At 70.6% G+C, this 26759-nt stretch carries 21 protein-coding genes; 8 read left to right on the top strand and 13 right to left on the bottom strand.

All coding sequences use genetic code 11. From position 1 onward, the window contains the following. Positions 1 to 5 precede the first annotated feature (5 nt). Positions 6 to 1466 carry an FAD-binding oxidoreductase gene (locus tag DN069_RS09745; RefSeq protein WP_111500482.1) on the bottom strand — a complete coding sequence of 487 codons (1461 nt, stop codon included), beginning with the start codon at positions 1464 to 1466 and terminating at the stop codon, positions 6 to 8. Then, positions 1463 to 1807 carry a hypothetical protein gene (locus DN069_RS39985; RefSeq protein WP_165845456.1) on the bottom strand — a complete coding sequence of 115 codons (345 nt, stop codon included), beginning with the start codon at positions 1805 to 1807 and terminating at the stop codon, positions 1463 to 1465. Before DN069_RS39985 ends, DN069_RS09745 begins: the two co-directional genes overlap by 4 nt. A gap of 369 nt (positions 1808 to 2176) precedes the next feature. On the opposite strand from DN069_RS39985, the gene DN069_RS39980 reads away from it, so the two are divergent. The 3 genes from DN069_RS39980 to DN069_RS09730 all read left to right on the top strand — a co-directional run bounded on the left by DN069_RS39980 (position 2177) and on the right by DN069_RS09730 (position 5285). After that, a complete protein-coding gene (locus tag DN069_RS39980; protein ID WP_165845455.1) occupies positions 2177 to 2773 on the top strand; it encodes a WxL domain-containing protein in 597 nt (198 codons plus the stop codon). 285 nt (positions 2774 to 3058) lie between these two features. Further along, a complete protein-coding gene (locus DN069_RS09735) occupies positions 3059 to 4171 on the top strand; it encodes a hypothetical protein (protein WP_111500480.1) in 1113 nt (370 codons plus the stop codon). Positions 4172 to 4202: 31 nt separating this feature from the next. Next, the gene (locus DN069_RS09730) at positions 4203 to 5285 is read left to right on the top strand and encodes a WxL protein peptidoglycan domain-containing protein (RefSeq protein WP_165845454.1); all 1083 of its coding nucleotides are present in this window, start codon (positions 4203 to 4205) and stop codon (positions 5283 to 5285) included. A gap of 71 nt (positions 5286 to 5356) precedes the next feature. Here the strand turns inward: DN069_RS09730 and DN069_RS09725 are convergent, their stop codons facing one another. The 8 genes from DN069_RS09725 to DN069_RS09695 all read right to left on the bottom strand — a co-directional run bounded on the left by DN069_RS09725 (position 5357) and on the right by DN069_RS09695 (position 16539). After that, entirely contained in the window at positions 5357 to 6361 is a 1005-nt protein-coding gene (locus tag DN069_RS09725; protein WP_133259873.1) for a right-handed parallel beta-helix repeat-containing protein, read from the bottom strand. A 635-nt stretch (positions 6362 to 6996) separates the two neighbouring features. Further along, the gene (locus DN069_RS09720; protein ID WP_111500477.1) at positions 6997 to 8712 is read right to left on the bottom strand and encodes a DUF4012 domain-containing protein; all 1716 of its coding nucleotides are present in this window, start codon (positions 8710 to 8712) and stop codon (positions 6997 to 6999) included. Between the two features lie 85 nt (positions 8713 to 8797). Continuing rightward, a complete protein-coding gene (locus DN069_RS09715) occupies positions 8798 to 9226 on the bottom strand; it encodes a hypothetical protein (protein WP_133259872.1) in 429 nt (142 codons plus the stop codon). A 796-nt stretch (positions 9227 to 10022) separates the two neighbouring features. Further along, a complete protein-coding gene (locus DN069_RS41450) occupies positions 10023 to 11261 on the bottom strand; it encodes an MFS transporter (RefSeq protein ID WP_243639048.1) in 1239 nt (412 codons plus the stop codon). Positions 11262 to 11368: 107 nt separating this feature from the next. Beyond that, entirely contained in the window at positions 11369 to 12247 is an 879-nt protein-coding gene (locus DN069_RS41445) for a lysozyme family protein (RefSeq protein WP_243639047.1), read from the bottom strand. A 389-nt stretch (positions 12248 to 12636) separates the two neighbouring features. Further along, positions 12637 to 14385 (bottom strand): aminotransferase class V-fold PLP-dependent enzyme, encoded by a 1749-nt coding sequence (locus DN069_RS40875; protein ID WP_111500474.1) that lies wholly within the window; start codon positions 14383 to 14385, stop codon positions 12637 to 12639. Further along, a complete protein-coding gene (locus DN069_RS09700) occupies positions 14382 to 15011 on the bottom strand; it encodes an arsenate reductase/protein-tyrosine-phosphatase family protein (protein WP_165845453.1) in 630 nt (209 codons plus the stop codon). Before DN069_RS09700 ends, DN069_RS40875 begins: the two co-directional genes overlap by 4 nt. A gap of 49 nt (positions 15012 to 15060) precedes the next feature. After that, positions 15061 to 16539: a polysaccharide biosynthesis tyrosine autokinase gene (locus tag DN069_RS09695; protein ID WP_111500472.1), complete on the bottom strand. Its 1479-nt coding sequence runs from the start codon at positions 16537 to 16539 to the stop codon at positions 15061 to 15063. A 936-nt stretch (positions 16540 to 17475) separates the two neighbouring features. Between DN069_RS09695 and DN069_RS09690 the strand changes: the two genes are divergently transcribed. Genes DN069_RS09690 through DN069_RS09670 form a run of 5 tightly spaced genes read left to right on the top strand, consistent with a single transcriptional unit; the run spans position 17476 to position 23584 of the window. Beyond that, the gene (locus DN069_RS09690; RefSeq protein WP_207892108.1) at positions 17476 to 19131 is read left to right on the top strand and encodes a polysaccharide biosynthesis protein; all 1656 of its coding nucleotides are present in this window, start codon (positions 17476 to 17478) and stop codon (positions 19129 to 19131) included. Beyond that, entirely contained in the window at positions 19128 to 19820 is a 693-nt protein-coding gene (locus DN069_RS09685) for a sugar transferase (RefSeq protein WP_207892107.1), read from the top strand. The genes DN069_RS09690 and DN069_RS09685 overlap by 4 nt, the downstream gene beginning before the upstream one ends. After that, complete coding sequence (locus DN069_RS09680; RefSeq protein WP_111500470.1) at positions 19813 to 21054, top strand: DegT/DnrJ/EryC1/StrS family aminotransferase; 1242 nt, start codon at positions 19813 to 19815, stop codon at positions 21052 to 21054. The genes DN069_RS09685 and DN069_RS09680 overlap by 8 nt, the downstream gene beginning before the upstream one ends. Beyond that, a complete protein-coding gene (locus DN069_RS09675; RefSeq protein ID WP_116513678.1) occupies positions 21051 to 22262 on the top strand; it encodes a Gfo/Idh/MocA family protein in 1212 nt (403 codons plus the stop codon). The genes DN069_RS09680 and DN069_RS09675 overlap by 4 nt, the downstream gene beginning before the upstream one ends. Continuing rightward, positions 22262 to 23584, top strand: a complete 1323-nt coding sequence (locus DN069_RS09670) for a nucleotide sugar dehydrogenase (protein WP_111500469.1) — start codon at positions 22262 to 22264, stop codon at positions 23582 to 23584. The genes DN069_RS09675 and DN069_RS09670 overlap by 1 nt, the downstream gene beginning before the upstream one ends. 104 nt (positions 23585 to 23688) lie before the next feature. Here the strand turns inward: DN069_RS09670 and DN069_RS09665 are convergent, their stop codons facing one another. The 3 genes from DN069_RS09665 to wecB are packed head-to-tail and all read right to left on the bottom strand — an operon-like array spanning position 23689 to position 26713. Beyond that, on the bottom strand, positions 23689 to 24300 hold the full coding sequence (locus DN069_RS09665) for an acetyltransferase (protein WP_111500468.1): 612 nt from the start codon (positions 24298 to 24300) through the stop codon (positions 23689 to 23691). Then, positions 24297 to 25610, bottom strand: a complete 1314-nt coding sequence (locus tag DN069_RS09660; RefSeq protein ID WP_111500467.1) for a glycosyltransferase family 4 protein — start codon at positions 25608 to 25610, stop codon at positions 24297 to 24299. Before DN069_RS09660 ends, DN069_RS09665 begins: the two co-directional genes overlap by 4 nt. Then, a complete protein-coding gene (gene wecB, locus DN069_RS09655; RefSeq protein ID WP_279387887.1) occupies positions 25607 to 26713 on the bottom strand; it encodes a non-hydrolyzing UDP-N-acetylglucosamine 2-epimerase in 1107 nt (368 codons plus the stop codon). Before wecB ends, DN069_RS09660 begins: the two co-directional genes overlap by 4 nt. Positions 26714 to 26759: the final 46 nt, after the last annotated feature.

Below are 26759 nucleotides of genomic sequence, written 5' to 3'. Positions count from 1 at the left end.
CGGGCTCAGCAGATGGTGCGGTTGAGGGGGCTGAGGTCCAGCGGGCGGCGCAGGTCCGGTTCGAAGGCGGAGTCGACCGACTGCTGGAACCGGAAGAAGCCATCGGGGTCGGTGGCGGCCTTGATCGCCCGCAGCCGGGCCAGGTTCTCGCCGTAGTAGGCGGTGGCCCAGTCCTTCCGCAGCGGGTCCATGTCGTTCACGTGGGCGCCGTGGAAGTCGGCGCTGAGCGCCTCGCCGAAATCGAAGGCCCACTCCACGTTGGACCGGGTCTGCGCCGGGTCGGTCCAGACGGCCTTCAGCTCGAAGATGTAGCGCCTGTCGCGGTGCGGGTAGGGCCCGTGGTTCTGCCCGTCCGGGTGCCGGACCTTGCCGCGGCCGTGCGTCCAGGCCACGAAACTGTCGGGTGAGGGCGAGCGGGCGATCATCTCCTGGACGGAGTGGATCATGTCCGGGTGCCAGCCCGTCTCGCCGATCATCCCCGAACGGATGTAGGCCTGGCGTTCGCCGACCACGGTGGACCGGCCCATGACGCTCTCCCAGGCCGGGAGCGGCATCGAGTAGAAGCGCGCGTCGAAGGGGGCCAGGCGCAGCATCGGCTGGATCAGGTCTGTGCCGTCGGCGTACTCCCCGTTGTAGACGGGGGTGATCCGGAAGGCGGGGATCTTCCGGGTCGGCTCGGCAGGGTCGGGTTCGAGGCCGACGTGGCCGTAGGCGGCCATCGCCTCCGGAAGGTCCTTCGTCCACGCGTCATAGGCCGCGATCACCTCGGACGCTCGTTCGAGCGGGTAGGAGAGCCGGCCGCCGAGCATGGTCGCCGCCGCGGGCGTCTGCAACTGCAGGGTCATCTCGACGGCGACACCGAAGTTGCCGCCGCCACCGCCCCGGCAGGCCCAGAACAGTTCCCGGTCGGCCTCGTCGGGGGCGTCCGCGGTCAGGGTGCGCAGTCGGCCCGCGGCGTCGACGAGCTTGATCTCCACGACGTTGTCGCTGCCGAGCCCGTAGGAGCGGGAGACGAGGCTGTAGCCGCCGCCCTGCAGGAAGTCGGGCGGGCCCACGGTCAGGCAGCCGCCGCCGACCGGGATCAGCGGAGCCGCGCTGCGGGCCACGTACCTGTACACGTCGTTCCAGGTGGCGCCCATCTGGACGCGCAGCCGCCGGGTCTCCCGGTCCAACGTCATCGCTCTCATCAGAGCGAGGTCCAGGACCACGCCGCCGCGGTTGAGGCGGTAGCCGGCGGCGCTGTGGCCACCGCCGCGCACGGTCAACGGCAGCTCCAGTGCCCTGGCGAAGTCGATGGCGCCTGCGACGTCGGCCACCGCGTTGGCCCGCACGAGGTACGCCGGCGGCGTCCGCGTGCGGCCGTTGTCGATGGCGACGACGCGGTCGTACGCGGGGCTGCCCGGCTCACGGACGTAGCCGCTCAGGCGCCGGGCCAGACCGTCCACGGCGTGGTGGTGGATGCTCATGCTCCGGCCCCGCGCGAGGCGGCCGGTTCGACGGTGCTGAAGCGTCGCAGCGCGCTCAGGCTCGGCACGAAGGTGGCGGCCTCCTCCCACTGCGTCAGGGCCGAGGTGACGTACTCGGGTTGGGCCATCGAAGCCGGCCACTGCCGGGCCTTGGTCCGGTCGCCGCCGCTGCTCGTCCTGAAGGTGACGAACAGATGGCGGCTGGAGCCGCGGTCGTGGCCCTTGAGGATGTTGCCCTGGGTGTCACCCAGGGCCGCCCGCACCGCCTCTCGGGTGTTGCACGTCGGAAGGACGGCCGCCAGGTCAGGGTGGATCGCCGTCTGCTTCAGATCAATTGCCATGACCGCCACACTGGCTGGGTCCGCGACGGCGCCGGGACCCCGACGTGCTTACCGTCAGCCTTCCCACGAGGCGAGAGAATCGTTTTGACGTGCGCCGATGACGTGCCCGAAGGAGCTCGCGCAGGCGCCGAAACACCACCCGTCCGGCCGTGGGCACATGAGCGCGACGCCGGTGGGGAATTACGTCGAGCCCGCAAGTCCGTCGAGTTGCCCCGGATGTCGCGTTTCGTATCGTGGCTGAGTGTCATCTCGGTCGTTGCCTGTGGAACGCGTTCCCCACGAGTGGAAGGCGGTGAAGCCATGCGACGCCTTTCTCGCGCGTTCGGCGCGTTGGCGGTCCTGGTTGGTGGGTTGTCGGCAGGGTCCGCCGTGGCACCGCCCGACACGGCGAACGCCGTCGCCTGCGGTTCGGCGATCGCGGCGGGCACCAGTTGCACCCTGACCGGTACCGCCACGCTGAGCGCGGGCACCTTGACCTTGACCTCGCCGTCGTCGCTGGCCTGGGCCACGACGTTGAACGGCCTCAACCAGAGCGTCGTCGACACCACGGCCGCGGACCAGCAGTACACCGTCGACGACGCCACGGGCAGTGGTGCGGGCTGGCACGTCACCACCTCCGCCACCACGTTCACCAGCGGGTCGCACACCCTTCCCGACGCCGGCACGTTCTCCACCAACGGCAGCACGAGTTCGGTGAGCGCCGGCACCGCACCATCCGCCACCTGTACCGGGACATGCACCCTGCCGAGCAACTCGACCACCTACCCCGTCGCCGTCACCACGGCCGCTTCCTCGCCGACGCCGGTCACGGTCTACGACACCGCGGCGGGTACCGGCCTGGGACAGGTCGTCATCGGCGGCAGCACAGCGGCCAGCCCGATCGGTTGGTGGATCAACATCCCGGCCGGCGCAGCCGCGGGCACCTACACGTCCACCATCACCATGGAAGTCATCTCCGGACCCTGAAGCCGAACGGGGACGACGGACGCAGTGACGGAGGATCGGTTGAGCGAGTCCGGCCGACGGCCGTTGGGCCGGCGGGTACTGGCGGTCGTGTGGTGCGTGATGAGCATCCTCTGGCTCGGCCCTCGCGCGAGTGCGGCGACGCTTTCTTCCGTCACGTGGACGGCGAGCAGGACGACGACCGGTGCTACGGGCGCGAGTTACGCCTACGCCTTCACCACGGCGACGACCTCCTCGCTCAGTTCGGTCACGATGACGGTGCCGTCCGGAACGGGTGGGAGCGTGAGCGTGGGCACGGTGCGTCCGGCCAGTGCGGCGGGCGGCAGCGCTTCCCTGGCCGGAAGCACGCTCACCTACTCCTTCTCCTCCACCACCGTCGCCTCGGGTACGGCGGTCTCGATCCAGGTCAACGGGCTGACCAACACCGGTACCGCCGGCGGCTACACCTCCACGGTCACCACCCTCAGCGGAGCGAGTGCGGTGGACACCGCCACCAGCAGCGGGGTGACCTTCACCGCCCGAGCGCTCAGTGGCCCGGGGTGGTCAGTGTCCTCCACGTCCGTCGGTGCCACGAACGCCGGCTACACCTTCACCTTCACCACGGCGACCGCGAGCCTGACCATCACCTCGGTCACGATGTCGGTGCCACCCGGCACGGCCGGGACGCCTACCCTCGGCAGCGTCACCCCCTCAGGCCTGGGCGGCAGCGTGAGCCTCTCCGGGACGACCTTGACCTACTCGGGCATCTCCCTGCTCACGCTCACTCCGACCGCGTTCTCGATCGAGGTCGACGGACTCACCAACACCTCCACGGCGGGTACCTACACCTCCGAGATCGTGACCAGAAGCGGGCCGAGCACCCCCATCGACTCCGGTGTCACCCCGGCCGTGTCGTTCACCGGTCCTCTGAAGCTCACCTCGCCGAGCGCACTGAACTGGGCCGCCGCACTCACCGGAACCGACCAGAGCGCCGTCGACGCCGTCGCCGCGGACCAGCGGTTCAGCGTGGACGACGAGACCAACTCGGGCGCGGGCTGGCACATCACCGTCTCGGCCACGACGTTCACCTCCGGCGCCCACACCCTGCCCGATTCGGGCACCCTCGTGCTCACCGGCAGTCTGTCCTCGCCCACGGCCACCACGGCGCCCAGCTCGATCTGCATGACCAGCTGCACGCCTCCGGTCTCCAGCACGGCCTATCCGGTCGCCATCACCACCGGCGCCTCCACGCCGACCCCGCTGACCGTCTACGACGATCCGGCTGGCAGCGGCGTGGGCCCGGCCACCCTTGGCGGCGCCAGCGCGGCTCATCCGGTCGGATGGTGGATCAACATCCCCGCCAACGCCAGAGCCGGTTCCTACACCTCGACCGTGACTGCGACGGTGGTGTCGGGGCCATGAGCGGAGCATGCCGCGCCAAGGAGGCGATCCGGTGAGCACGTCACCCGTCACACACCCGCGTGGCCCGCAGGCCGCGGTAGGCGTGGCGATCCTCAGCGCCCTGATGATGACCGCCGCCGGGACCGCAGCCGCCTGCCCGGTACGTGACAGTGGCGTCGTCGGCCCTGCCACCTTCGGTCTGGCACCGGCCCCGACGCCGGCCGGCTCACCGCGGTCGTACTTCGATCTTTCGGTGCCGCCCGGGGGATCGCTTCAGGACAGCGTGATCGTCACCAACACCGGCGACGTGGCCGAGCAGTTGAAGCTGGACGTCTCCAACGGCATCACGGCAGCGAACTCGGGCACGGCCTATCAGAGCCCTCCTGGAGCGTGTGCGGGGCCGGGTTGCTGGGTGACGGGGCTGCCCGCCACGGTGAGTCTGGCTCCTCATGAGCGCCGGATGATCTCATTTCGGGTGACTGTTCCCGACGGCATCGCTTCCGCGCAGTACCTCGCTGGTATCACGGCCGAGTCCGCCGATCGGCCCGCGAGGGTACGCGTCGGCTCCAACGGGCAGGCCTCGGCGCAAGCGATCATCGTCAACAGAGTCACCACGGGTGTCGCGGTCACCGTCGGCCCACTGTCGCGTATGAGGACCGCCCTGACGGTTTCGCCGATGGCAGCGGTCTGGATGGGATCCATGCCACGCCTGTTGATCCCCGTGAGCAACGACGGGCAGAGGTTCGCCAAGGCGACAGGGACCGTCTCCTGCGGCACGGGCGGCCGACGCCACTCCTACGTCCTCGTCCTGCAGACCGTCCTGCCCGGCGGACAGGCCACAGTTCCGGTCAATGCTCCAGGTCTGCACAGCGGACAACTCCCGTGCAGCGTCCGCCTGGACGTCCACAACGGCGACTCGGTCCTCTGGTCCGGCACGGTGGATCTGCCGTCGCTGACCCAGGCCAGGATCATCCACTCAGGTCCCGGCACCTACGCCGTACTGCCGGCCGCCACCACTCCCCTGTGGGCCATCGCACTCACCTCTCTGGGAGCGCTCATCCTCGTGGCGCTGGGGTCGTTGATCGTCCTGCGCCAGAGGCAGCGGCCGGCTCCTCCGCCGGACGGGAAGGGCTGATGGTCATCGCTTCGCCGGACGGGGACGATCTGCGAGGGGACGCGGACGTCCCGACCAGGCGAGTGGGCACGTCACGAGAGGGGGATCGACTTGTTCCCCGTGATGCTGATGGCGGCGAACGGGTAGGTCGAAGCCGCGTCGTAGATGACGAACTGGGTGTACTGAGGGGCCGGCATGGCCCGGCCGAGCGACTGCATCACCGGTCGCCAGTAGGGGAGGTTGAGCTGGATGGAATTCTGCGTGATGGCCACATTGTGCAGGCTGGGCGCCGTGACCGAGAAAAGGTCGACGACGTTCGCGGCCGCGTAGACGGTGTTGTTCGAGAGGACGGTGTCAGAAGCCACGATGTTGAATCCGCGGTAGTAGCCGCTTATCTTGTTCGCGCTGACGTTCACCTGGTCGCCGTGCACCTCGACGGCCGCGGCGACGGCCGCATTGCCGTTGAAGGTGTTCCCGTAGATCTCCGTATTGGTCCCCGATGTGTACACGGACGAGTGGTCGTGCCATGGGCTGTCCACGGTCGAGAACGTGTTGTAGGACAGGATGACGTTGTGCGTTCCGCCGCCGGTCACAACCGTATTCGTGTTGTTGGTGCCGGTGAACGTGTCCTGGGTTATGGTTATTCCGGTCCCGGAGAGGACGGCGAGCACGAACCGGGGCGAGGCCGGCGACAGACAGTTCTGCGATCCGGTCGAGGCGCACATGCCGGAAATCGGATTGCCTGCCGAATTCTGGTCGAAGTCGACACCCTTGATGGTGAGACCGGAAAGGTCCGAGCTCGCCGGGGCCGTCAGGACGGCGCGGTAGTTTCCGTAGCCGCTCATGACCCTCAGGGTCGTGCCGTTCCCGCTGATGACCTCACCGCGCGGGATGGTGAGCCCGGGCCTGATGATGAACGGGTTGGAAGGCGGCCGGTACGGAAGGTTCACCACGTTGCCGACCGGATTGTCGAGCAGTTGCTGGATGTAGGCGGTGTCGTCCTCGGCGGCCGCCTGTGGGCTCTTCTGCAGCGCGGCCGCCGGACTCGACATCGTCGTCACCAGTGGAATGGAGAAGGCGGCCGTTCCTGCGGCCATGATGGCGCACAGCTTGACGATCCCTCGGCGACGGAAAAGGGCGAGGGAGCGGGGTGGTGTAAGCACGGAGAGACTTCTTTCGGACCTTCAAAAGACAGACTCCGCAGGACCCGTAGGGCGTCGTCGGGCATGGCTTCGCCGCGACGCGGCACAGGGGAACTCCACCACTGGGGCACCGAGGTTCTTCACACCACGGTCTGGTGATCGACCGTCAGCTCGCTAGGCAGGGCGACTGTTGGCGCAACGGTGCCTGCGGAGATGAGAAGAGACGGTGTCGTGACGCACGGGCCTGGAACCAGCCCCCGGTGTGCGATGCCCCCGCCGTTGCCCCACCCGCACATACCGGCCCGGAGAAAATGAGCGCCGACCGTCTCGGGCGCCTCAGCGCCAACCACCACGTTTGGTCACTCGGAACCAAGACCCCATCATTGCTGCAGCGATCACGCTGAGTCAAGGGGATTTGTCCGAATTGAGCACTTTCCGTGTTGTCGACCTCGTGCAGTCCTCGCGCCATCACCGTCGGTGACGAAAGCAGAATCGACCCGGCGGGCGCGGTCGCGAACGTCCGCGCCCGCCGGGCCGGCGGAGCGAGCTGTGGGGGTGGAGCAAGGACGAGGTCTTTGAGGAGGCAGGGCTCAGGAGCACGCGGTGGCGAGCACCTGCGTGGTCTGCGGCCGGACCAAGGGCTGGACCGGAACCACCGGCGCGGCGGAGGAAGCCGGCTCGAGCAGCCGGAGGTCCACTGCGCGGGGGCGGCCGGGAATCAGTTCGACCTCCGTGGACAGCACGAGATGACCGCGCTCCTCGCTCGGCGACATCAGCAGCGGGCGGCCGTCCAGTTCGGCGTCCCACAGCTGTGCCCCCATGCTCGCGTAGAACGAGACCCAGACGAGAGTGGAGCCGGGCGGGTGCGGGTGGGTCGGGTCGTCGGAGCGCAGGGTGATGTAGCTCGGCAGACCCGAGGTCGGCGCCCGGTCGGTGAGCCGGATCTGCACGGTGCTCGTGCGGTAGCCCCCGGCGCAGGGACCCAGGTCGTAGCGCAGCGAACGGTCGACGTAGTAGTCGAGCTTGTTGCCGGCGGAGTTGTTCAGCACGAGGGCCGCGTACGGCCCGGGGCGCTCGGGCACGATGCCCGCCAGTTCGGTGCCCTCGAGCGCCGCCTGGACGCTGGGATCCGCACTCCACATCCGGAGCCGGCCGTCCGCGGAGAGGTGCCCGAGCGCCCGCAGCAAGGAGACCGGATCATGACGGCCGTGCAGGAGTGCCTCACTGACGGCTTGCGCGACCTGGACGAGAAAGCGTTTGCGGGCGGCCTTGTCGGTGTAGCGGGCGTAGGACGTGCTCTCGGTGAGGGCGACGGTGTCGCTCGCGGTGAGCAACTCGCCGCTCGGTAGTCGCACGGGTCCGGTTGCCTCCAGGAGCTGGGCCAGACCCACGGGGTCGGTGGCGATGGCCCCGTCGAGCCGCTGCCCGGTGCGCCGACGCCAGAGACCGGTCCAGATCTGCGCGGCATAGGGAAAGTGCGCGGAGAGGTTGGAGTTGGCGAGCAGCCTGCTGCTCTCCGCGGCCCCGTAGCGCGCCTCGAAGGCCGCGCCGAGGTCGGCCACGGGCGCGGGCGCCGGGGCCATCGCGTCATCGGAGGACAGGTCGTGCACGGTGATCCGGCCGTGGTTCGCGGTCACCACGCCGAAGGCGCCGACCAGGCCGCCGGTACCGCGCGCCTCGGCGTTGGTCTGGAACCCGAGGAAGTACGACCGTGGGCCCGATCCGCCGAGCGCCGGCACCGCCAGCCGTACCGCCGTCCTCGCCTCGCCGGCCGCTCCGGCCAGCCAGGCGACGTCGCGGGTCAGCCGAGCGCGGGCGTCGTCGACTCTGCCGAGGCCGGTGGCATCGGGCAGTGCCTCCAGGCCGTGGCGGACCTCGGTGAGGCTGCCCTCGAGTCGTGCCAGGACGGGTGCGGTCTGCGTCAGGGCCCCCAGGTCGACGCCGTCCTGTCGGACGAGGCCCGCCGGTCCGGCGACCCGGCGCAAGGTTGCGACCTCGGGCAGCACCTGCGTGGCCAGCGCGTCCGCGGCCACCGCGATACCGTGCACGGTCTTGAGCGGCCGCCCCGCCAGCGGAATGCGAGCCATCGCGCTCCACCACATGCCGGACGTGGCCCGACGCGCGGCTCCCGTGTCCGCGCGCAGTTGGACCACGTCCCGGTCCTGTTGGGCGGGCGAGGCGCCGCCGAGCAGCTCGTTACGCAGCCGGGCGACCGTCGCCTGGGCGGCACCGAGGTGGGCTTCCGCCGTCCAGGCCTGTGCCAGCAGCCAGGCCGTCAGCAGCGCCGACGGCAGTAAGAGCGCCAAGGCGCAGAAGAGGAGCCGGCGGCGCCCGCGTCGATCACGCGGATGGACTTCCTGCCTGGGCCCGCCGACCCCACTGGTGCACGGCTCAGCTTGCACGGGTCCGCCGACGGCGTTGCACCAGTCGCAGGGTCAAGCCACCGGCGCTGAGGAGAACCCCGCCCGCGATCCCCATCTCGACGGTGTTGGACGCGCCCGTGTGGGCCAGGACACCGGCCTCACCGTGGTGGTCGTCGTTCCCCGGTTCTCCCGAGGCCCCGCCCCGGCCGGCCTCCACGACCACAATGGTCGCCGACAGGCGCCGCTCCGAGCCGTCCGGGTTCCTGCCGGTCAGCATCAGGGTGTGCGTCCCCTCCTCGAAGTCGTCGGGGATGCGCACCCGAGCCCTCACCCGGCCGTTGCCTTCCGCCTCCACCGTCTTCAGATGGACGACCTGGCTCAGGATGTCGATGGACACCCACGACTCGGGTGCGAAACCCGGGCCGGTGACGGTCAGTGCGCCACCCTGAGGCACCACCGTGGAACTCACCTCCGCGGCGCACTGTGCGGGTGGGTAGCTGCCCGGAGTGCAGTCGGCGGCCTTCGCCGTCGGCGCGAAGACGAATGAAGCGGCCAGCACCACGAACGTGACCGCCGCCCTCCGTGCAAGGCTTCGGCCGCGAACCGTCGCACCCCGTGGTGCGACGGAGGCGGGGTGTCCGTCCTCTGCTGCCGGACGTCTGTCATTCATCGATGGGCTCCTTCCGTGCTCTGTGCCGAGATGGCCTGCGCAATCGGCCGACTGCGCTGTGCAGCCACGAGCATACGAAGGGTGACGACAGGGCTCGACGTACACGCACTTCCTGGGTGGGGCCGTGCGCAGGCCCTCCTGTCGGGGCGAGTCGACCGATTGTCGGCGTCGTTGCGCGGCCCAAAGGGTGCGGGCCGCGCTCAGCGGGTCATCCGAGCACGGGAACGGATCGGCGATTCAAACGCCTGTCGTCGCCCGTCATCAAGCCAGTAATCCCGATGAATTGAGGTCTCGTCAGCAAACCGGCATGAGTTTTTCTCCCTGGATGCAGGGCAGTTCAAGGATCATTCCCGGATGTCGTTTCGCCGAAAAGGTGAATTTACATCTGCGGCAGCGACGTTGACAGACCGCGCTGCCGGTTCGCCGATGTCGGGTACGGGGTAGGCCTCCCACCCGAGCGAGGGAGCAGGCGCCCGGGACCTGTCATCCTCGAGCGTTGGCGGCGTGCGCAGCCCGGCGATCACTTCAGGTGTGCGGGCGCGTGGAGGAGGCGGGGCGGAGCTCGGCGTCCGGGCGACTGCGCTCACCGAAAGCGACCACTTCGAGCACGTCGGGCCTCGGAGAGCTCCCGCAGCAGATGAGAGCCGAGGAACGCCGTGGCGACCGAGAGCCCTGCCGCGGCCACCGTCACCCAGTAGCCGCCGGAGGCGCCCGCGGCGTCCACCACCCAGCCCGCGGCGGAGGAGCCGAAGGCCACCCCCACGGCCAGCCCGGTGGCGATCCAGGTCATGCCCTCGGTCAGCTTGGCCGCCGGCACCATCTGTTCCACCAGACCCATGCTCGTGACGATGGTGGGGGAGATGGACAGCCCGGCGACGAACAGCGCCGCCGCCAGGGCCACGAGGTTCTTCACGAATAGGAGCGGCAGCATACTCACCCCCAGCGTGACGATGCCCACCAGGAACCGCCGCGAGAGCGGGCCCCTGAGCTTCAGCGCGCCGAAGACGATGCCCGCGATGCAGGAGCCGAGCGCGTAGACCGCGAGCACCACCGAGGAGAGCGCCTTGTGGTGCAGGTGGTCGGCGAAGGCGACGGTGGTCACCTCGACGCTGCCGAAGACCGCGCCGACACCGACGAAGGTCAGCACCAGCACCAGCAGGCCGCGGGTGCGCAGCGCCGAACGGCCCGCCGCGGCGTGGGCGTGCGGGTGGACCGGCGGCTCGGTCCGGCCCTGGGCGCAGAACAGCAGCGTGCCGACGCCGAGCAGCACGGTCGCCAGCAGTGGCCCGGCCTCCGGGAACCAGGACGTCGAAGGGCCGATGACCAGGATCGGGCCGACGATGAAGACGATCTCGTCCACCACCGACTCGAAGGAGTAGGCGGTGTGCAGCAGCGGCGAGCCCTGGTAGAGGTGCACCCAGCGGGCGCGTACCAGTGAGCCCATGGTGGGCATGCAGCCGACGGCGACGGCGCAGACGAAGAGCGTCCAGTCCGGGGCGCCCAGCGCGGCGCAGAGCAGCAGCGCGCCCATGGCGATCACGGTCACGCCGGTCGCCCGCAGCGCGACGCGGCTCTGCCCGTACCGGTCGACCAGCCGGGCCACCTGTGGGCCGAGCAGGGCCGCGGCCAGCGCGACCGTCGCCGAGACGGCGCCGCCGAGCGCGTAGTCGCCGCGCAGCGAGGAGAGCATGGTGACCATGCCGATGCCCATCATCGACATCGGCATCCGCGCGATGAATCCGGCGGTGGAGAACGCGAGACTGCCGGGGGCTTCGGCGAAGATCCGGCGATAGGCATCGAGCGCGGACAGCGCGGCGGGCACAGGAGCTCCGTAAGGGAGATGAGTGGGATCGACACGATCCGGCCGTCCGGGGTCGTGCCGGCCACGTGGGGGCGCGGCCCTTCCGTCCGCGCGGCGGCCGCCTCCTGCTACCCGCGCGGGTGGTCGGAGGCCGTGCTCCTGGGTGGGCAGGCGCACGCCGACGAAGGTGCCGCGTGGCCGGAAACCGGCGAATGCGACGGTCGGGCTGACCTGGTCGCCGGAGCAGGCGTGCCGCCGGGTGGCCCTGGCGGACGAGAGGTGCCCGTGGAGCCGTGTGCCGAGGACGGCGCGGCCCAGGGCGTGGTGGCCTGAGCGGACGGCAGTGCGGTGCTGGCCGCCGGGGCCGTGGGGAAGGCGGCCGGCGAGGAGGAGGCGCCCGGGGGAAGCAGCGGCCAGGAAGGCGGCTGAGCAGGCCAGGGCAGCGGGTCCGTCAGCGATTCGGCGGCGTAGAGGGCGGTCCAGGCCAGTACGGCCTGGGCGTATCCCTGCGGGTGATGGTAGGCGGCCACGGCGCGCTGAAGACCCGACGGAGTACTCAGATCGCCGCCCGCCGCGCACAACAGCTCTCCGGCGGTCATCGTCGCGTCGAAGACGTTCTGCGGGTTGGGGGCGACCCCAGGCCGGTCCGTGGCGGCCCAACGCCGCCAGACGGAAGGCAGGATCTGCATGGGTCCTACCGCCCGGTCCCACACCACGTCGCCGTCCAGTGCCCCGTGGTCGGTGTCGCGGACGGCCGGATTCCCCTGCGTTCCGTTCAGTTCGGGACCCAGGATCGGGACCACCGCGGTGCCGTCGGGCTGGAGCTCGCCACCCCCGGCATGGTTCGACTCCACCTTTCCGATCCCGGCCAGGAGCGGCCAGTTGAGGTGGCACTGGGGCGTTCTCAGTGCCAGCGCCTGGGTGGCACGCTGGTAGCCGGCAAGCACGAGGGGAGGGATCGCCTCGGTTGGCACCTGCGGAACGGACGTGATCGGCGTGCTGTACATGTATCCGTAGTTGCCCGGGTAACCGCCGCCGTCGACGGAGGGCAGCAGGAAACCCGGCTGTCCAGCCCCGGCAGTCGAAGATCCGGCTGTCGCCGCAACGGACGCGGTCGACCTGCCGGTCGGCCAGGAGAACGGCCCAGGAGCAAGGTGGAGCGCCGCTGCCAAGGGCAGACCCACCAGACCGGCGGTCGCCCCGAGTGCGGCGGTGAGCTTCCATACCCCGGCGAAAGCCTGGCCGGCCGAACGGGACGGCTCACGCGCAGGGCCACCCGGTGTCCGATACCGTTCCAACCTCGCCTCCCTGCGTATGCGTTACGGACTGACACGGATCGGAAACAGGGGCCTAGCCCGACCTGCTGTCCGGTCCGGCCAGGGCGCTCCTGGTTGCTTCAGCCCGCCTGGACACCCAGTGCGTGCCGCACGCTCTCCACGATTCGGTCGATGTCCGCGGCCGTGAGTCCCGGATGGATCGGGAGGGAGAGGACCTGGCCGCTGATCAGTTCCGCCGTCGGCAGTACCTGGTGCGCGACCCGAGGGTGATTCCGGTAGCAGTCGTAGTCGAAGACCAACCGGGGATAGAAGACCCTTGCCTCGATGTCGGCCTGTTCCAGCGCGGCGATCAGTGCGTCGCGTCCGATCCGGGCCTCGTCGGTGAGCCGGACCGTGTACTGGTGCCACACGTGGAGCCGGCCGGTGGGCTGCGACGGAGTGATCAGCCCGGCGACGTCCGCGAGGCCGGCGCTGAGCCGGGCCGCGTTCTCGGCGCGTCGCCGGTTGATCTCGGGCAGCCGGCCCAGTTGCACGGTGGCGATCGCCGCCTGCAACTCGGTGAGCCGGTAGTTCGAGCCCGGCATCACGTGCTCGTACCGGCCGCGCATGCCGTGATTGCGGATCAGTCGGAGCCGGTCGGCGATGTGGTCGTCGGTCGTGGTGACGACGCCGCCCTCGCCGCAGGTGATGTTCTTGCTGCCGTAAAGGGAGAAGGCCGCCGTCGAGGCGGCGCCCACGGACTGCCCGGCCACCGTGGCGCCGTGCGCCTGTGCCGCGTCCGCGATCAGGGTGAGACCGTGACGCTCGGCGAGACTGCCGAGAGCAGGCATGTCCGCGGGCAGGCCGTACAGGTGGACCGGCATGACGGCCAGGGTCCGTGGTGTGATCGCGGCGGCGACGGCCGCCGGATCCAGCAGGAAGTCCTCCCCGATGTCGGCGAAGCGCACCGTGGCGCCTGCCTCGAGCAGGGCGCTGAGGGTTCCGGCGAACGTCAGCGGACTGGTGATCACCTCGTCACCCGCGCCGATGCCGTGGGCGCGCAGCGCCGCGACGAGCGCCGTCGTCCCGTTGCTGACCGCGACCGCGTGGGCGGCTCCGTGCGTGGCGGCGAAGGCTCGCTCGAACGCCTCCACCCTGGGACCGCAGGTCAGTCGGCCGGACCGAAGGACCGCGAGGACGGCTTCCTCCTCCTCGGCGCCCAACTGGGGCATGCCGCTCCCGATCCGGCGTCTTTCCGGGGCGGGCCGGGCCGGCGCCTCCGGCGCGGAGCACCGGTCGCACGTGAGACATGGGGGCCGTGTCGCGGCGCGGGAGAGCACCGTGCCGCAGCCGCAGACCCAGCCCGCCGGCCGGGCGGGGTTGCCTGCGACCAACTGGTGCGGCAGAACCGACCGGGTGACCACCGCACCCGCGCCGACCATGGCCCGCGCGCCGATCTCGACGCCGCAGACGATCGTCGCGCCCGCGCCGATGGAGGCGCCCCGGTGCACCGTGGTGGGCAGCACCTGCCAGGGTCCGGCCGCGCGTGGACGCAGGTCGTTGGTGAAGACCGCGGCGGGGCCGACGAAGACCTCGTCGGCCAACTGGACGCCCCGGTACACCGAGACGTTGTTCTGGATCTTCACCCGGTCGCCCACGACGGCACCGCCGTCCACGAAGACATTCTTCCCGAGCACGCACTGGAGGCCGACGACCGCACCGGCGCGAATCTGCACCTGATGCCAGATCCGGGTGCCGTCGCCGACGATGGCGCCGGGTTCGACCTCCGCGGTGGGATGGACCAGGGGTGACCCGAGGACGGGCTCACGGGGAGGGGTGGCAGCCTCCTGGTCGGTCGATGGCTGCCCGGTCATCTGAACGGTTGTCATGATCGTGGATCCGTTGCTCGCGTGGATAGGGGGACCAGCTTGGGCGTCACGCCGCTCAGGGCGACGACGATCTGGGTCACGGCACGGTCGACCTGCTCGGCGCAGAAGCTGACCGCGGCCTCGCTGTCCGGGTCGGCGATCTCGTCCAGGGCGGGCTCGCGCCACGGCACTCTGCCCCGGTACCTGGCAGCCCTGGCGACGACGTTCCGAGCGGCTTCGGCAGGACCGTCCGCCGCGCCGGCGCGGCCCCGAGGCACCTCGGTGTGCTGCAGCAGCCGGGCGAACTCCCCGATCACAAAGGTGCGCCGGGACGCGGCCGGACAGAGCGCGATCACGGCGTCGCGTTGGGTGAGATCTGCTGTCAGCACCAGGTCGTCCTCGGCGACCATGGCGGCGGTCAGTCGACGGCTGCTGAATCCCGCGGGATCGGCGCCCATGGAGGTGAGACGGCGGGCCGCCGGCGGATGCATGCCCATGCCGTCCCGGGCATGTGTGCCGGCGCTGGTGACGACCAGCCACCTCCTCGCGGCGGCTGTCGCAGGCGTTCGCAGCACCGCGATGCGCTCGGCCAGTGGTGACCGGCACAAGTTCGCGGTGCAGACGAACCGGAGCATGAAGGTGCTCATCGGGTCTTGTCCGCCGTCGGTCCACACCGCGGCGGTGTCGAGTCCGACCTCACGTCGTGCTCCCCGCGAGACCCCCGGCCTGCGCGGTCTGCGTCTCGGCCTCCGCTTCGGCACCGCCGGGTCGGGCCTGCGCGCCCAGTCGGGCATCCTTGCGCTGCGCCCTTTCGGCCTCGTAATAGCCGTAACCGTAGCCGTACCGGCCGCCTCCGGTGTCGCGCGAGCGCACCATGTTCAGCACACCGGCGAGCACCGGAGTGCCGGCGGAGGTGAGTGAATCGCAGACTCGTCGCAACTGCGCGGCCCTGGTACGGCCGTGGCGGGTCACGATGATCGCGCCGTCGCAGTACCGGCCGACCGCGGCGGCGTCGGCGAGTGCAAGCGCGGGGGGCATGTCCAGCAGCACGACCTCGTAACGCTCCCGGAGCCTCTCGATCAGCTGCTCCATCTTTCGCGATCCCAGCAGATCGCCCGGGTTGGGCGGCAGCATGCCGCTGGTCAGCACGTCGACGCTGTCGTCACCCCAGGTCTGCATGACATCCTCCAGCCGTGCCCGGTCGAGCAGGACGTCGGTCAGGCCCGCGCCGTTGGGAAGACCGAGGTACCTGCCGACCTGCGGTCGGCGCATGTCGCACTCGACGATGACGGTGCGGGTGCCGACGGTGCCGAGCGCGATCGCGAGGTTGCACACGGTGGTGCTCTTGCCGTCGTTCGGCAGGGCGCTGGTGAACATGACGACCTTGCGCGGGGTGTCCACCTCGAGGAACCCGAAGCTGACCCGGAGTTTGCGGAACGCCTCCATGCGCGGTCCGGCCAGCGATTCGTCGCCGGGCACCGGGTTGCTGCGGGTGGCCGGGTCGTAAGGGATCAGGCCCAGCACGGGCTTGCCACCGAGCATCTGGCTGACCTGGTCCGCCGTCTTCAGCGTCGTGTCGAGCGAGCGGGCGGCGGCGGCGAGGGCCAGTCCGGCCAGCAGACCGAGGACGAGCCCGGTGCCCACATTGCGGATCGGTTGCGGTGAAACCGGGGCGTCCGAATAGCTGGGCGGTGCCACGACCTGGACGACCGCGGTCGAGGCCTTACCGGTGGCCGTGTGTTCCAGCTCGTTGATCTGGTCCGGGAAGATCTTGGCGATCGCACTCGCGATCTCGCGCGCCCGACGCGGAGACTCGCTGGTCACCGTCGCGCGCAGGAGCACGGTCTGCGGAACGGCCTGAGCGGAGATCCGCGACTGCAACTCGGCTGTCGGCATGGAGATTCCGGTTGCCTGCACGACCGCCGACGCCAGCATGGGGCCGGTCAGCAGGTTGGCGTACGACTGAACCTTCTGCTGGGACAGCAGGTTGGCCTGGTAGGCCTGGACGACGTTGGACGAGTCGACCTGGGCGGAGACGAAGAAGGTCAGGCTCGAGGAGTACATCCGGGTGGTGCGCGCCGTCACGCCGGCGCTGACGGCTCCGGCAAGGAGGGTCACCACCACGATGAGCTTCCAGCGATCTTTGATCAATCCGAGGAAACTCCGGAGCGTCATATCTGTCTCGCCTCCCAGCGTGCTTTCCCCTGCACATGGTCACCCACTGCGTGAGTTCGGTTGCGAATAGTAGTCACCAGACGTCGATCTGAGGTCAAGTCACCCCGCCGCCCCGCGGGGAAGTGCTCTGGTCGTTTTCGGTGAGCGCTGTCGCCCGGACGCTGATCAAGAATTCTGGGTTCTTCGACGCTCGTGGCGACGCCTGGGTGGCGGATCCGCTCGGAGGGGCAGTGCACTCGACCCGGGTGCTATCGGTGTCCTGGAATGATTGTCAACTTCCGTTCTGCAGAAGTGAGTCCACTGATCAGGGCCGTCGAACTGCCCTGGTTTCAATGAGAATCCGTGGACGTCGGTCGGCAAATCCACTGCATCCAAAGCGCGGTTGGCGATGCAGAATCCGGTTTCCGCTCTCGGAAAGAGTCCTGCGCGGGTGTGCCCTCCGCGCTGGTGGGGCAGGGGTGTCCGCCCGGCGCGACTCGGCAGCCGGATGGACTTACCCAGCGCGCCACGCGACAGCGGTTGCCGCGATGCCAATGAGTGCTCCTCGTATGCTCGCGGCGACGGATCGTGGTCTGCCGATCACACGTCATCACATTCGTTGTACGCATCACGAGCCCGGCATTCCAAGGGATGCCCGCCGAGAACGAAGGATGCGGGGACACGTTGAATGGGGACAGTGCCAGTAATGGCGAGCCGACGCGCTTTGCCACCCGGCGCCGATGGCGCGCGGCCCGCGTTGTCGCTGACGCGGCCGCGTGGACGGGTGGCCTCTATGTCGCCGGACTGACGCAGAGCGGCGGTCACGGTCTGCCCGAGGCTCCTTGGGAGTTGGGTGTCGCGTGCGCCGTCACCTGGGCCGTCGCGGCCCTTGTCGGAGCCGAATGCGGGTTGTACTGCGGTCGCTTCCAGCCCGGATCTGGGGCGGAGTTGAACGCGGTGCTGATCTCCGCCGCGATCACCGGGGTGTTCCTGGTGACGATGCCGGTGGTCCCGCTTGTGGGGGGCGCGCCGGTCGTGGCGGCGATCGCCTCCGTGGTGAGCGCACTGGGGATAATCGCTGAGCGCGCCACCGTCGCGGCCGTCCGGCGCCGCCCGAGGAGGCCCGCGCCGACCGCGGTCAAGGTGATCGTGTTCGGCGCGGGAAGCGCGGGCACCCAGTTGGTGCACCGCCTGATCGGTCAACACGGGGCCCTCTACCGGCCGGTGGCCCTGCTCGACGACGACCCGGGCAAACGCAGGCTGAGCATCTGCGGTGTGCCGGTCCGCGGCGGCCGGGAGCGGATCGCCGAGGTGGCCGCCGAGACGGGGGCCACCGTGATGGTGATCGCGATCGCCGGCGGCCGCGGCGACGGACGGCTCATCAGGGAGTTGGTGACAGCCTCGGAGGCGGCCGGTCTCGTTGCCAAGGTGATCCCCACCGTCGGCGAGCTGGTCTCCGGTTCCGCTCCGATCGACGGCGTCCGCGATCCGCGCATCACGCATTTGCTGGGCCGTGAGCAGATCCGCCTGGATCTGTCGTCGGTCGCGGCACACTTCGCCGGGCGCCGGATTCTGGTCACCGGCGCCGGCGGATCGATCGGATCGGAGCTGTGCAGGCAACTGCACCGTCTGGGACCGGCGTCGCTGGTGATGCTGGACCGGGACGAGTCGGCGCTGCACGCGGTCCAACTCGCCCTGCACGGACGCGCGCTGCTGGACTCCGACGAGACCGTTCTCGCCGACATCAGGGACGCCCCGAGGATGCGGGAGGTCTTCGCGCACGCGCGGCCGGAGATCGTCTTCCACGCGGCCGCGCTCAAGCATCTCCCGCTCCTGGAGAGGTACCCGGCTGAGGCACTGAAGACCAATGCGCTCGGCACGCTGAACGTGCTGGAGGCGGCGGCAGCCCACGGCGTCCGGTCGTTCGTGAACGTGTCCACTGACAAGGCCGCGGACCCGGTGAGCGTCCTCGGCACCTCGAAGCGGATCACCGAACGGCTCACCGCGCACATGGCCGGCCTGGAGCAGGGCACCTGGGTGTCCGTCAGATTCGGCAACGTGCTGGGGAGCAGGGGCTCGTTCCTCGGGTCGCTCTCCGCACAGATCGCCGCGGGAGGGCCGGTCACCGTGACACATCCGCAGGTCGCCCGGTACTTCATGACGGCCACCGAAGCCGTGCAACTGGTGCTCCAGGCAGTCGCTGTCGGCCGCAGCGGTGAGGTGCTGGTACTGGACATGGGGGAACAGATCCGGATCGCCGATCTGGCACGCCGGATGGTCGCGGCGGCGTCGAGCCGGGTGGAGATCGTCTTCACCGGGCTCAGGCCCGGTGAGAAGCTGACCGAGGATCTGCTGGGCACGGGGGAGGCGGACGATCGACCGAGGCACCCGCTGGTCCGCCAGGTGCCCGTGCCCCCGCTCGAGCCCGCCGAGGTGACCGGGCTGAGCGGGCTGACCGAAGCCGACCAGGTTCGGGCGACCCTGGCCAGGATCGCCGCCGCCGGTTCGATTCCTTCGCCGCTCTCCGCACCCCCGGCGGATTCCGCCACCGCGCCCGGCCCGGTCGTCCCCGGTCTGCCTGCCCTTCCGGGGAGCACGGAGGTCGGCCGGTGACCGCGCCCGCGGCACCGGAGAGACACCGCACCGGCACGGCAACCCGGCCCGATGCCGACGAGGCGTCAAGGTCGTACCGCGGCAAGCGGTTGCTCGACCTCGCGTTGGTGTGCCTGTTGCTGGTGCCGGCCCTGGTGCTCTGCGCGGCAGCCGCGGCCGTGCATGTGATCGCCCACGGCAGGCCGGCTCTGTTCCGGCAGCGGCGGGTCGGTCGCGAAGGCCGCCCCTTCATGATGTGGAAACTGCGCACCATGGCGGATCCGGCGGCCGGGTCCGGACCGCCCGTCTGCGGTGACGTCGCCCAGGTGACCGCGGTCGGCCGGGTCCTGCGCCGGCTGTCCCTGGACGAACTCCCGCAGTTGCTGAACGTGCTCCGCGGTGAGATGAGCCTGGTCGGGCCGCGACCCACGCTTCCGTACCAGGTGCACCGGTACACGGATCGGCAGCGGGGCCGGCTGCGAGCCCTGCCGGGCATGACCGGGCTGGCGCAGGTGCGTGGCCGGCAGTGGTTGAGCTGGCCCCAGCGGATCGAGTGGGATCTGCGCTACGTGCGCCACCAGAGCCTGCGCCTCGATCTGACGATCTTGTTGTTCACCGCCTGGGCGGTACTGGCCCGGGGCGGTACCACCGTCGCCCACGACGACGATCCCATCGCCCGTACAACAGAGAGGATGCACTCAGGTGCCTGACAGCGACCTCCGAATCCGGCTGGCCAGCCCCGACCTCGGTGAGGAGGAAGTGGATGCCGTGCGCAGGGTGATGCGCAGCGGCGTGCTCACCAACGGCCCCGAGAACGAGGCATTCGGGCGGGAGTTCGCCGACCGTCACAAGGCGGCGTTCGGTGTGACCTTCTGCACCGGCACTGCCGCGCTGGCCGCGATGCTGCTCGCCGAGGGCATCGGACCGGGCGACGAGGTGATCGTCCCGTCCATGACGTTCATCGCCACCGCGACCTCCGTGTGCCATGTCGGGGCCACCCCTGTGTTCGCCGACATCGACCCGCAGACCTTCAACCTGGACCCGATGTCGGTGGCGGCCCGGATCACCCCGCGCACCCGGGCGGTCCTCACCGTGCACTACGCCGGACAACCGGGCGACCTGGACGGGCTCGCTCAGGTCTGCGCCGAGCAGGGGGTCGTGCTGCTGGAGGACGCGGCGCAGGCCGCTGGTGCCGAGTACCGGGGGCGGCCGGTGGGAACCTTCGGACACTCGGCCATGTTCAGCTTCACCCCGACCAAGAACATCACCACGGGTGAGGGCGGCCTCGTGCTGACCGACGACCCCGGCGTCGCCGCACGGTTGAGGCTGCTGCGCAACCACGGCCAGACCCGGCTGTACCGCCACGAGATCCTGGGTCACAACTGGCGCCTGACCGAGATCCAGGCAGCCATCGGTCGGGTGCAACTGCGCAGGCTCGACGGGATCCTGGAGCGCAAGCTCGCGATCGCGGAAACCCTGAACGGACGACTCGCGGGGCTTGGCGGCCTGACGACCCCTCAGCAGACCCCCGACGCACGGGGGACCTGGTTGATCTACACGTGCCTGCTTCCGGGTATCCGCGATCGCGTGCTCGCCGACCTCCTCGGCCAGGGCATCGAGGCGCGGATCTACTTCCCGCCGGTGCACCAGCAGCCGGTATTCGCGGGCTTCGGGGACGGAACAGTCCTGGGAACGCGGTCGGCGCCCGAACTGCCAGTCACCGACCGCGTCGCGCAGGACATGCTGTCGTTCCCGGTCCACCACCGGCTGTCCGAGTCGGAGGTGACCGAGATCGCGGAAGCGGTGATCGCCGCGGTCGGTCGCGCGACCGCGGCAGCGGGACTCGCGACGGTGCCGTTCGGCGCTGTTCGCGTGAGCCGCGCGACCGCGGCGACCGCGCCCCCGGCGACCGCTGCCATGCCCGAGGGAGCCGCAGGCCGATGAGCGAGCTGCGAGCCGCGGTGTGCGGCCTGGGCACCATGGGGCGGCATCACGCCCGGGTCCTCGCGGCGCTCCCGGGCGTGCGCCTGGTCGGGGCCTGCGATCCGGACCCCGGCGCCGGGTCGGGGATGACCGATGTGCCCGTCCTCCCGGAACTGGACCGGTTGTTGGAGCTGGATCCGGATCTCTGCGTGGTGGCTGCTCCCACGCTGGCGCATGGGTCGATCGGCCGCCGACTGGCCGCGGCGGGCGTGCACGCGCTGATCGAGAAGCCCCTCGCGGCCGACGCGGAGGAGGCCCGGATGCTTGCCGCGGCCTTCGAACGCGCCGGCCTGGTCGGCTGTGTCGGCCATATCGAGCGGTTCAATCCGGTGGTGCGGGCCATGCGGGAGCGGATCGGCGGCGGTCAGGTCGGCACGGTGCTGCAGATCACGACAAGCCGGCAGGGACCGTACCCGCAGCGGATCCGCGATGTCGGCGTGGTGCTGGACCTCGCCAGCCACGACATCGACCTCACCCGTTGGATCGCCGGTGCCCCGTACGTCAAAGTGTCGGCCGTGACCAGCCGGATGACCGGTGCCAGCGGGCATGAGGACCTGGCGGCCGTGGTCGGGGTGCTGCGGGACGGCACGGTGGTGAACCACCTGGTCAACTGGCTCTCCCCGGTCAAGCGGCGGCTGGTCACGGTGACGGGCGAACTCGGGTGTCTGCGCGGCGACCTGCTGGGCGGCACGCTGTGGTTCCACGGCAGCGGGGCCGGTGCCGGGCTGCCGGACCGAGGTGATGGGGACCGGCTGCCTGGCGGTGAGGCCGTCCGCTGCGAGCTCGTCGCCCAGGAACCGCTGCGGGCGGAACTCGAGGGCTTTGTGGCCGCTGTGCGCGGACACGCGGGCGTCACCGCCGACCTGGTGCCGATGTGGGCGGGAGCGGAGGTGATGGACGTGACGGCAGCGATCCTGGCTGAACCGGCGGCCGTGGTCGAGGTTTCGGCCTCGGGCGGGTCGATCGACGAACGGCTCCGGCGCGAGGCCGTCCGGGAAGCGGTGGTCCCGGCGCCGCCGAGAGCGGATCAGGCCGTGGCCGCGGGCACCGAAGGGGGCCTGTCAGCAGCCGTGACGTCGCCAGGGGACCTGGTCGCCTGGTCGCCGGGGGGCCTGCCGACACTGGTGGCGGGCTACGTGCCGATGCCGGGCTCCCGGCGGTGGTTCTGATGAGGACGGTCACGGTCGTCGGTCTGGGCAAGATCGGGCTGCCGCTCGCGGTCACTTTCGCCGCCGCGGGTCACCGCGTGACCGGCGCGGACATCAGCGGGCGCGTGGTGGCGGACGTCATGGCCGGACGGCCGCCCTTCCCCGGCGAACCCGGGCTGACCGGTCGGCTGGCCGAGGTCAGGGGTATGGATCTGCTCCGGGCCACCACCGACACCACGGCGGCGGTCTCCACCAGCGAGGTGGTCGTCATCGTGGTGCCCCTCGTCGTCGGCGCCGACCGGCGACCGGACCACCGCGCGCTGGACGCCGCGGTGGACGCGGTCGGAGCGGGTCTGCGGCCCGGATCGCTGGTCATCGTGGAGACGACGCTGCCCGTGCACACCACCCGGCGACGGATCACGCCCCGGCTGGCCGCCGCCTCCGGGCTGAGGCCAGGCCGGGACTTCGGCGTGTGTCACAGTCCTGAACGCGTTTCCAGCGGACGTGTGTTCGCCGATCTGGTCCGGTATCCGAAGCTGGTCGGCGGCATCGACCCCGCGTCCGGTGAACGTGCGGCGGAGTTCTACACGTCCTCCCTGCGGTTCGTCGATCGTCCCGACCTGTCGCGGCCGAACGGCGTGTGGGACCTGGGCTCCGCCGAGGCCGCCGAGTTGGCCAAGCTGGCCGAGACGACCTATCGCGACGTCAACATCGCACTGGCCAACGAGTTCGCCTGTTTCGCCCACCAGGCGGGTCTGGACCTGCTGCCGATCGTCGAGGCGGCGAACAGCCAGCCGTACAGTCATCTGCACCGCCCGGGGATCGCCGTGGGCGGGCACTGCATTCCGGTCTACCCATGGCTGTACGCGGCCGGGGACCCGGCCGCTCGACTTCCCTTGCTGGCCCGCGAGATCAATGACGCGATGCCGGCCCGTGCGATCGAGATGCTGACGGCAATGGCCGGTGACCTGCGCGGCCGGCGGGCAGCGGTCCTGGGCCTCGCCTACCGCGGTGGGGTCAAGGAGACAGCGTTCACCGGGGCACTGCCCGTCGTGCGAGCGCTCGAGGAGCGGGGGGCGGTCCCGGTGGTGCACGATCCCCTCTTCGACGACCACGAACTGTCCGGAATGGGGCTTGAGCCCTATCACTTGGGCGAGCCCTGCGACGTCGCGATCGTGCAGGCCGACCACCCCGAGTACACCCGGATCGGCCCGGACGACCTGCCCGGTGTGACCGCTCTGCTGGACGGCAGGTCGGTGACCGATCCGGTCCTGTGGTCCGGGGTGCCCCGGTTGGCCATCGGCGCCGGGGCCGCGCCCCCGACTCTGGTGGCCGAACGGTGACCAGGCGCGCCCGGCGGGCCGGTTGACGAAGAGCAGTGAGGGCCGGTCCCGGGGAGCTCCCCTGGACCGGCCCTGCTTCGTGACCTGACGGTACCGGACCTGGGTCAGCGGGGTCGGGCCGGAACGCCGATGACGACCTGACCGGCGGACACGTCCCGGGTCACCAGCGCCGCCGCGCCCACGGTCGCCGCGGGCCCGATGCGCCGGCCCTGGAGCACGGCGGCGTTGCTGCCGACCGTCGCCGCGGCGGCGACGGTCACACTGCCCGCGACATTGGCCCCGGGAAGAATCGTGACGAAGTCTCCCAACACAGTGTCATGACCGATACTGACCTGGTAGTTGACCTGGACGTGGGACCCCAGGACGGTACCGGTGGAGACGAAGGCGTGGCCCAGCACGACGCAGCCCGGCCCGATCCTGGCCCCGGCCGAGACCACGGCACTCGAGTCGATCACGGTCGCGGGCCGCAGACCGAGTCCCTCGAACTGGTCGGCCAGTCTGCGGCGCACGGTGGGGTCGGCGATCGCCACGACGAAGTCGTGTCGCCCCGGCTCGGCCAGGTCCAGCCGGGCGGGCCGCACGACATGGCAGCCGTCCAGCTTCTCGGTGGTGGGGTCTTCGTCGACGAAGATCACCTCTGGCGCCTGCGCCGACCGTCGGACGGCGTCCAACGTCTCGCGGCCGAAGCCCCCCGCGCCCACGATATGCAGGGTCATCGTGCCACCTCCGCCGCGTCGCTGGTCGGTGTGGGTCCGGTAGCCTGCGAGACCGCGGCGAGGAACGCGGCGGCCAGCGCCGTCGTGCCATGGTGACGGTAGACCCAGGCGCGGCCGCGGCCGCCCATCTGTCGGCGTTCCTCCTCGCTCATCCGGGCCAGCGCCGTCAACGCCTCGGCGAGAGCGGCAGGCGACTCGGCCGGCACGCACACGCCGCCGCCGGATTCACGGACCGGTCCGCCGGGTGCGTTGCTGGCGAAGAGCACGGGCTTGCCGCTGGCCAGATAGTCGAAGAGCTTGTTGCTGCTGAGGCCGTAGCGGAAGACTGCGACATCGCGCAGGCAGAACAGGGCGACATCCAGCTCGGCGAGCACGGCCGGGACGGCGCTCTTCGGCACGGGTGGCCAGAACACCACGTTGTCCAGCCCCAGTTCGTCCGCCAGACGCCGACACGCGACCTTCTCCGGGCCGTCGCCGACCAGCACGGTGGCGATCCGCGGCGCACCGGCGGCGCGGAGTCGGGCCGCCGCGGCGACAACGGTGTCGAGCGCGTTGGCGGGGCCGTGCGAGCCGACATAGCCGGCGATGAGGCAGCCCCCAGCGCGCAGCCCCCTGATCCGGGTGATCAGATCGGTCACCTGCGGCCCGTGGTCCACGGAGCCCCCGGCGGTCGCGGGTTCGCCGTCGGCCGGGGCGCGGGTGTCACTGATGCCGTTGGGCACGTAGTGGATCCGGTCGGGCGGAACCCCCCGGGATCGGAGATATCCGCCCGCCGCGGGCAGCAGGCAGATCACCGCGGACGCGCGCCGGTAGCAGAACGTCTCGACCAGACGCAGTATCCGGGCGGGGAGGCCGCCGGCGCGCAGCCGGCCCATGTCGATCAGGGTCTGCGGCCACAGATCGCGCACCTCGACGACGAATCGGGAGCCTCGCCGGCGGGCGGCGACCCAGGCGGCGAGCACCGCCGCCGGATGAACACAGGAGCCCACGATCACGTCAGGGCGGTCCAGGTCCTGTTGGGCCGGGAGCACTCGGGCGGCGTAGCTGCCCATGTTCAGGATCCGGCGGATTCCGTTGCAGGCATAGGGAACAGTGCGGACCCAGACGAACCGGACGCCGTCGACGTTCCGGACGGCCCGCCTCTGGCCGGGGGCGAGCCGCTCCTCCCGCCGGGTGAAGTGGCTGAAACTGCTGGCGAAGACGGTGACTTCGTGTCCGGCGGCGGCCAACACCCGGCCCAGATCGTAGTGACGGGTGCCGGCGGCGGAGTCGGGGGGCGCCGCGTAGTGGTTGAAGATCCAGATCCTCATGCCGTCACGCTCCGGCGGGTGGGGCGTGTCGTGAGCGGCATGTGCTCAGCCCGGGTGGCCAGTTCGGTGACGATTCCGGCGGCGGCGCGGCCGTCGCCGAAGGGGCTCGGTGGTGGCCCGGCCGGGCGCGCCCGGGCCGCCACGACCGGGAGGTCGCGCGGATCGGGGACCAGGACGTTCCATCCGCCTTCCAGGGTTTCCGGCCATTCCGTCTCGGTCCGCAGGGTGCTGCACGGGACCCCCAGGACGAGTGCCTCCTTCTGCAGGCCACCGGAGTCGGTGATGAGCCCGGCGGCGGCGGCCAGGGCGGTGACCATGGTGCGGTAGGGCAGCGGATCGGTCGTACGCAGGGATCCACCGGTCAGCCCGATGCCGAACTGGCGGCAACGGGCCGCCAGTCGGGGGTGGACCAGCAGCCACACGGGCTGCGTGCAGGCCGTGAGCGCGGCCACGACGGCGGCCAATCGGTCGGGGTCGTCCGTGGTGGCCGCCCGGTGCACTGTGGCCAGCAGGTACCCGCCGTCCAGGTCGGCGAGGAAGGGCGGCAGGGGCGCGCTCGGCCCGGCCGAGGGGTTGATGACGGCGCACAGCGCGTCCACCATCAGGTCTCCGGTCAGCACCGAGCGCGCGGCCAGACCTTCGGCGGCCAGGTTGGCAAGCGCCGCCGCAGTGGGGGCGAGCAGCAGGTCGGCGAGGTGGTCGGCGACGATCCGATGGCGTTCCTCGGGCATGGTCCGGTCGAAGGAGCGCAAGCCCGATTCCAGGTGTGCGATCGGCAGGTTCCGGGCGGCCGCCGCCAAGGTCCCGGCGAGCGTGGAGGTGGTGTCGCCATAGGTCAGCACCCAGTCCGGGCGCGTCCGCGCCAGCACCGGGTCGAGCCGGATCAGCATCTCGCTGACCTGCGTCGCGTGATCGGCCGACCCGGCCTCCAGGTTGAACGCGGGCGGCGGAATGCGGAGTTCGTCGAAGAAGGACTGGGACAGCAGCGGGTGGTAGTGCTGGCCGGTGTGGACGATCGTGTGCTCGTCACCGCGCAAGGCCAACTGCTGTGCGATCGGAGCCAGTTTGACGAACTGAGGACGCGCACCTACCACACTGACCACTTTCACGGCCGACCCTTTCGACGCAGTGCGGCGGACGCCGGAAGAG

Origin of the sequence: Streptacidiphilus pinicola (genome assembly GCF_003258295.1) — a bacterium.
Lineage (GTDB): Bacteria > Actinomycetota > Actinomycetes > Streptomycetales > Streptomycetaceae > Streptacidiphilus > Streptacidiphilus pinicola.
The sequence above is the reverse complement of the archived record's forward strand: the minus strand, read 5'-3'. Positions and strand labels throughout refer to the sequence as shown.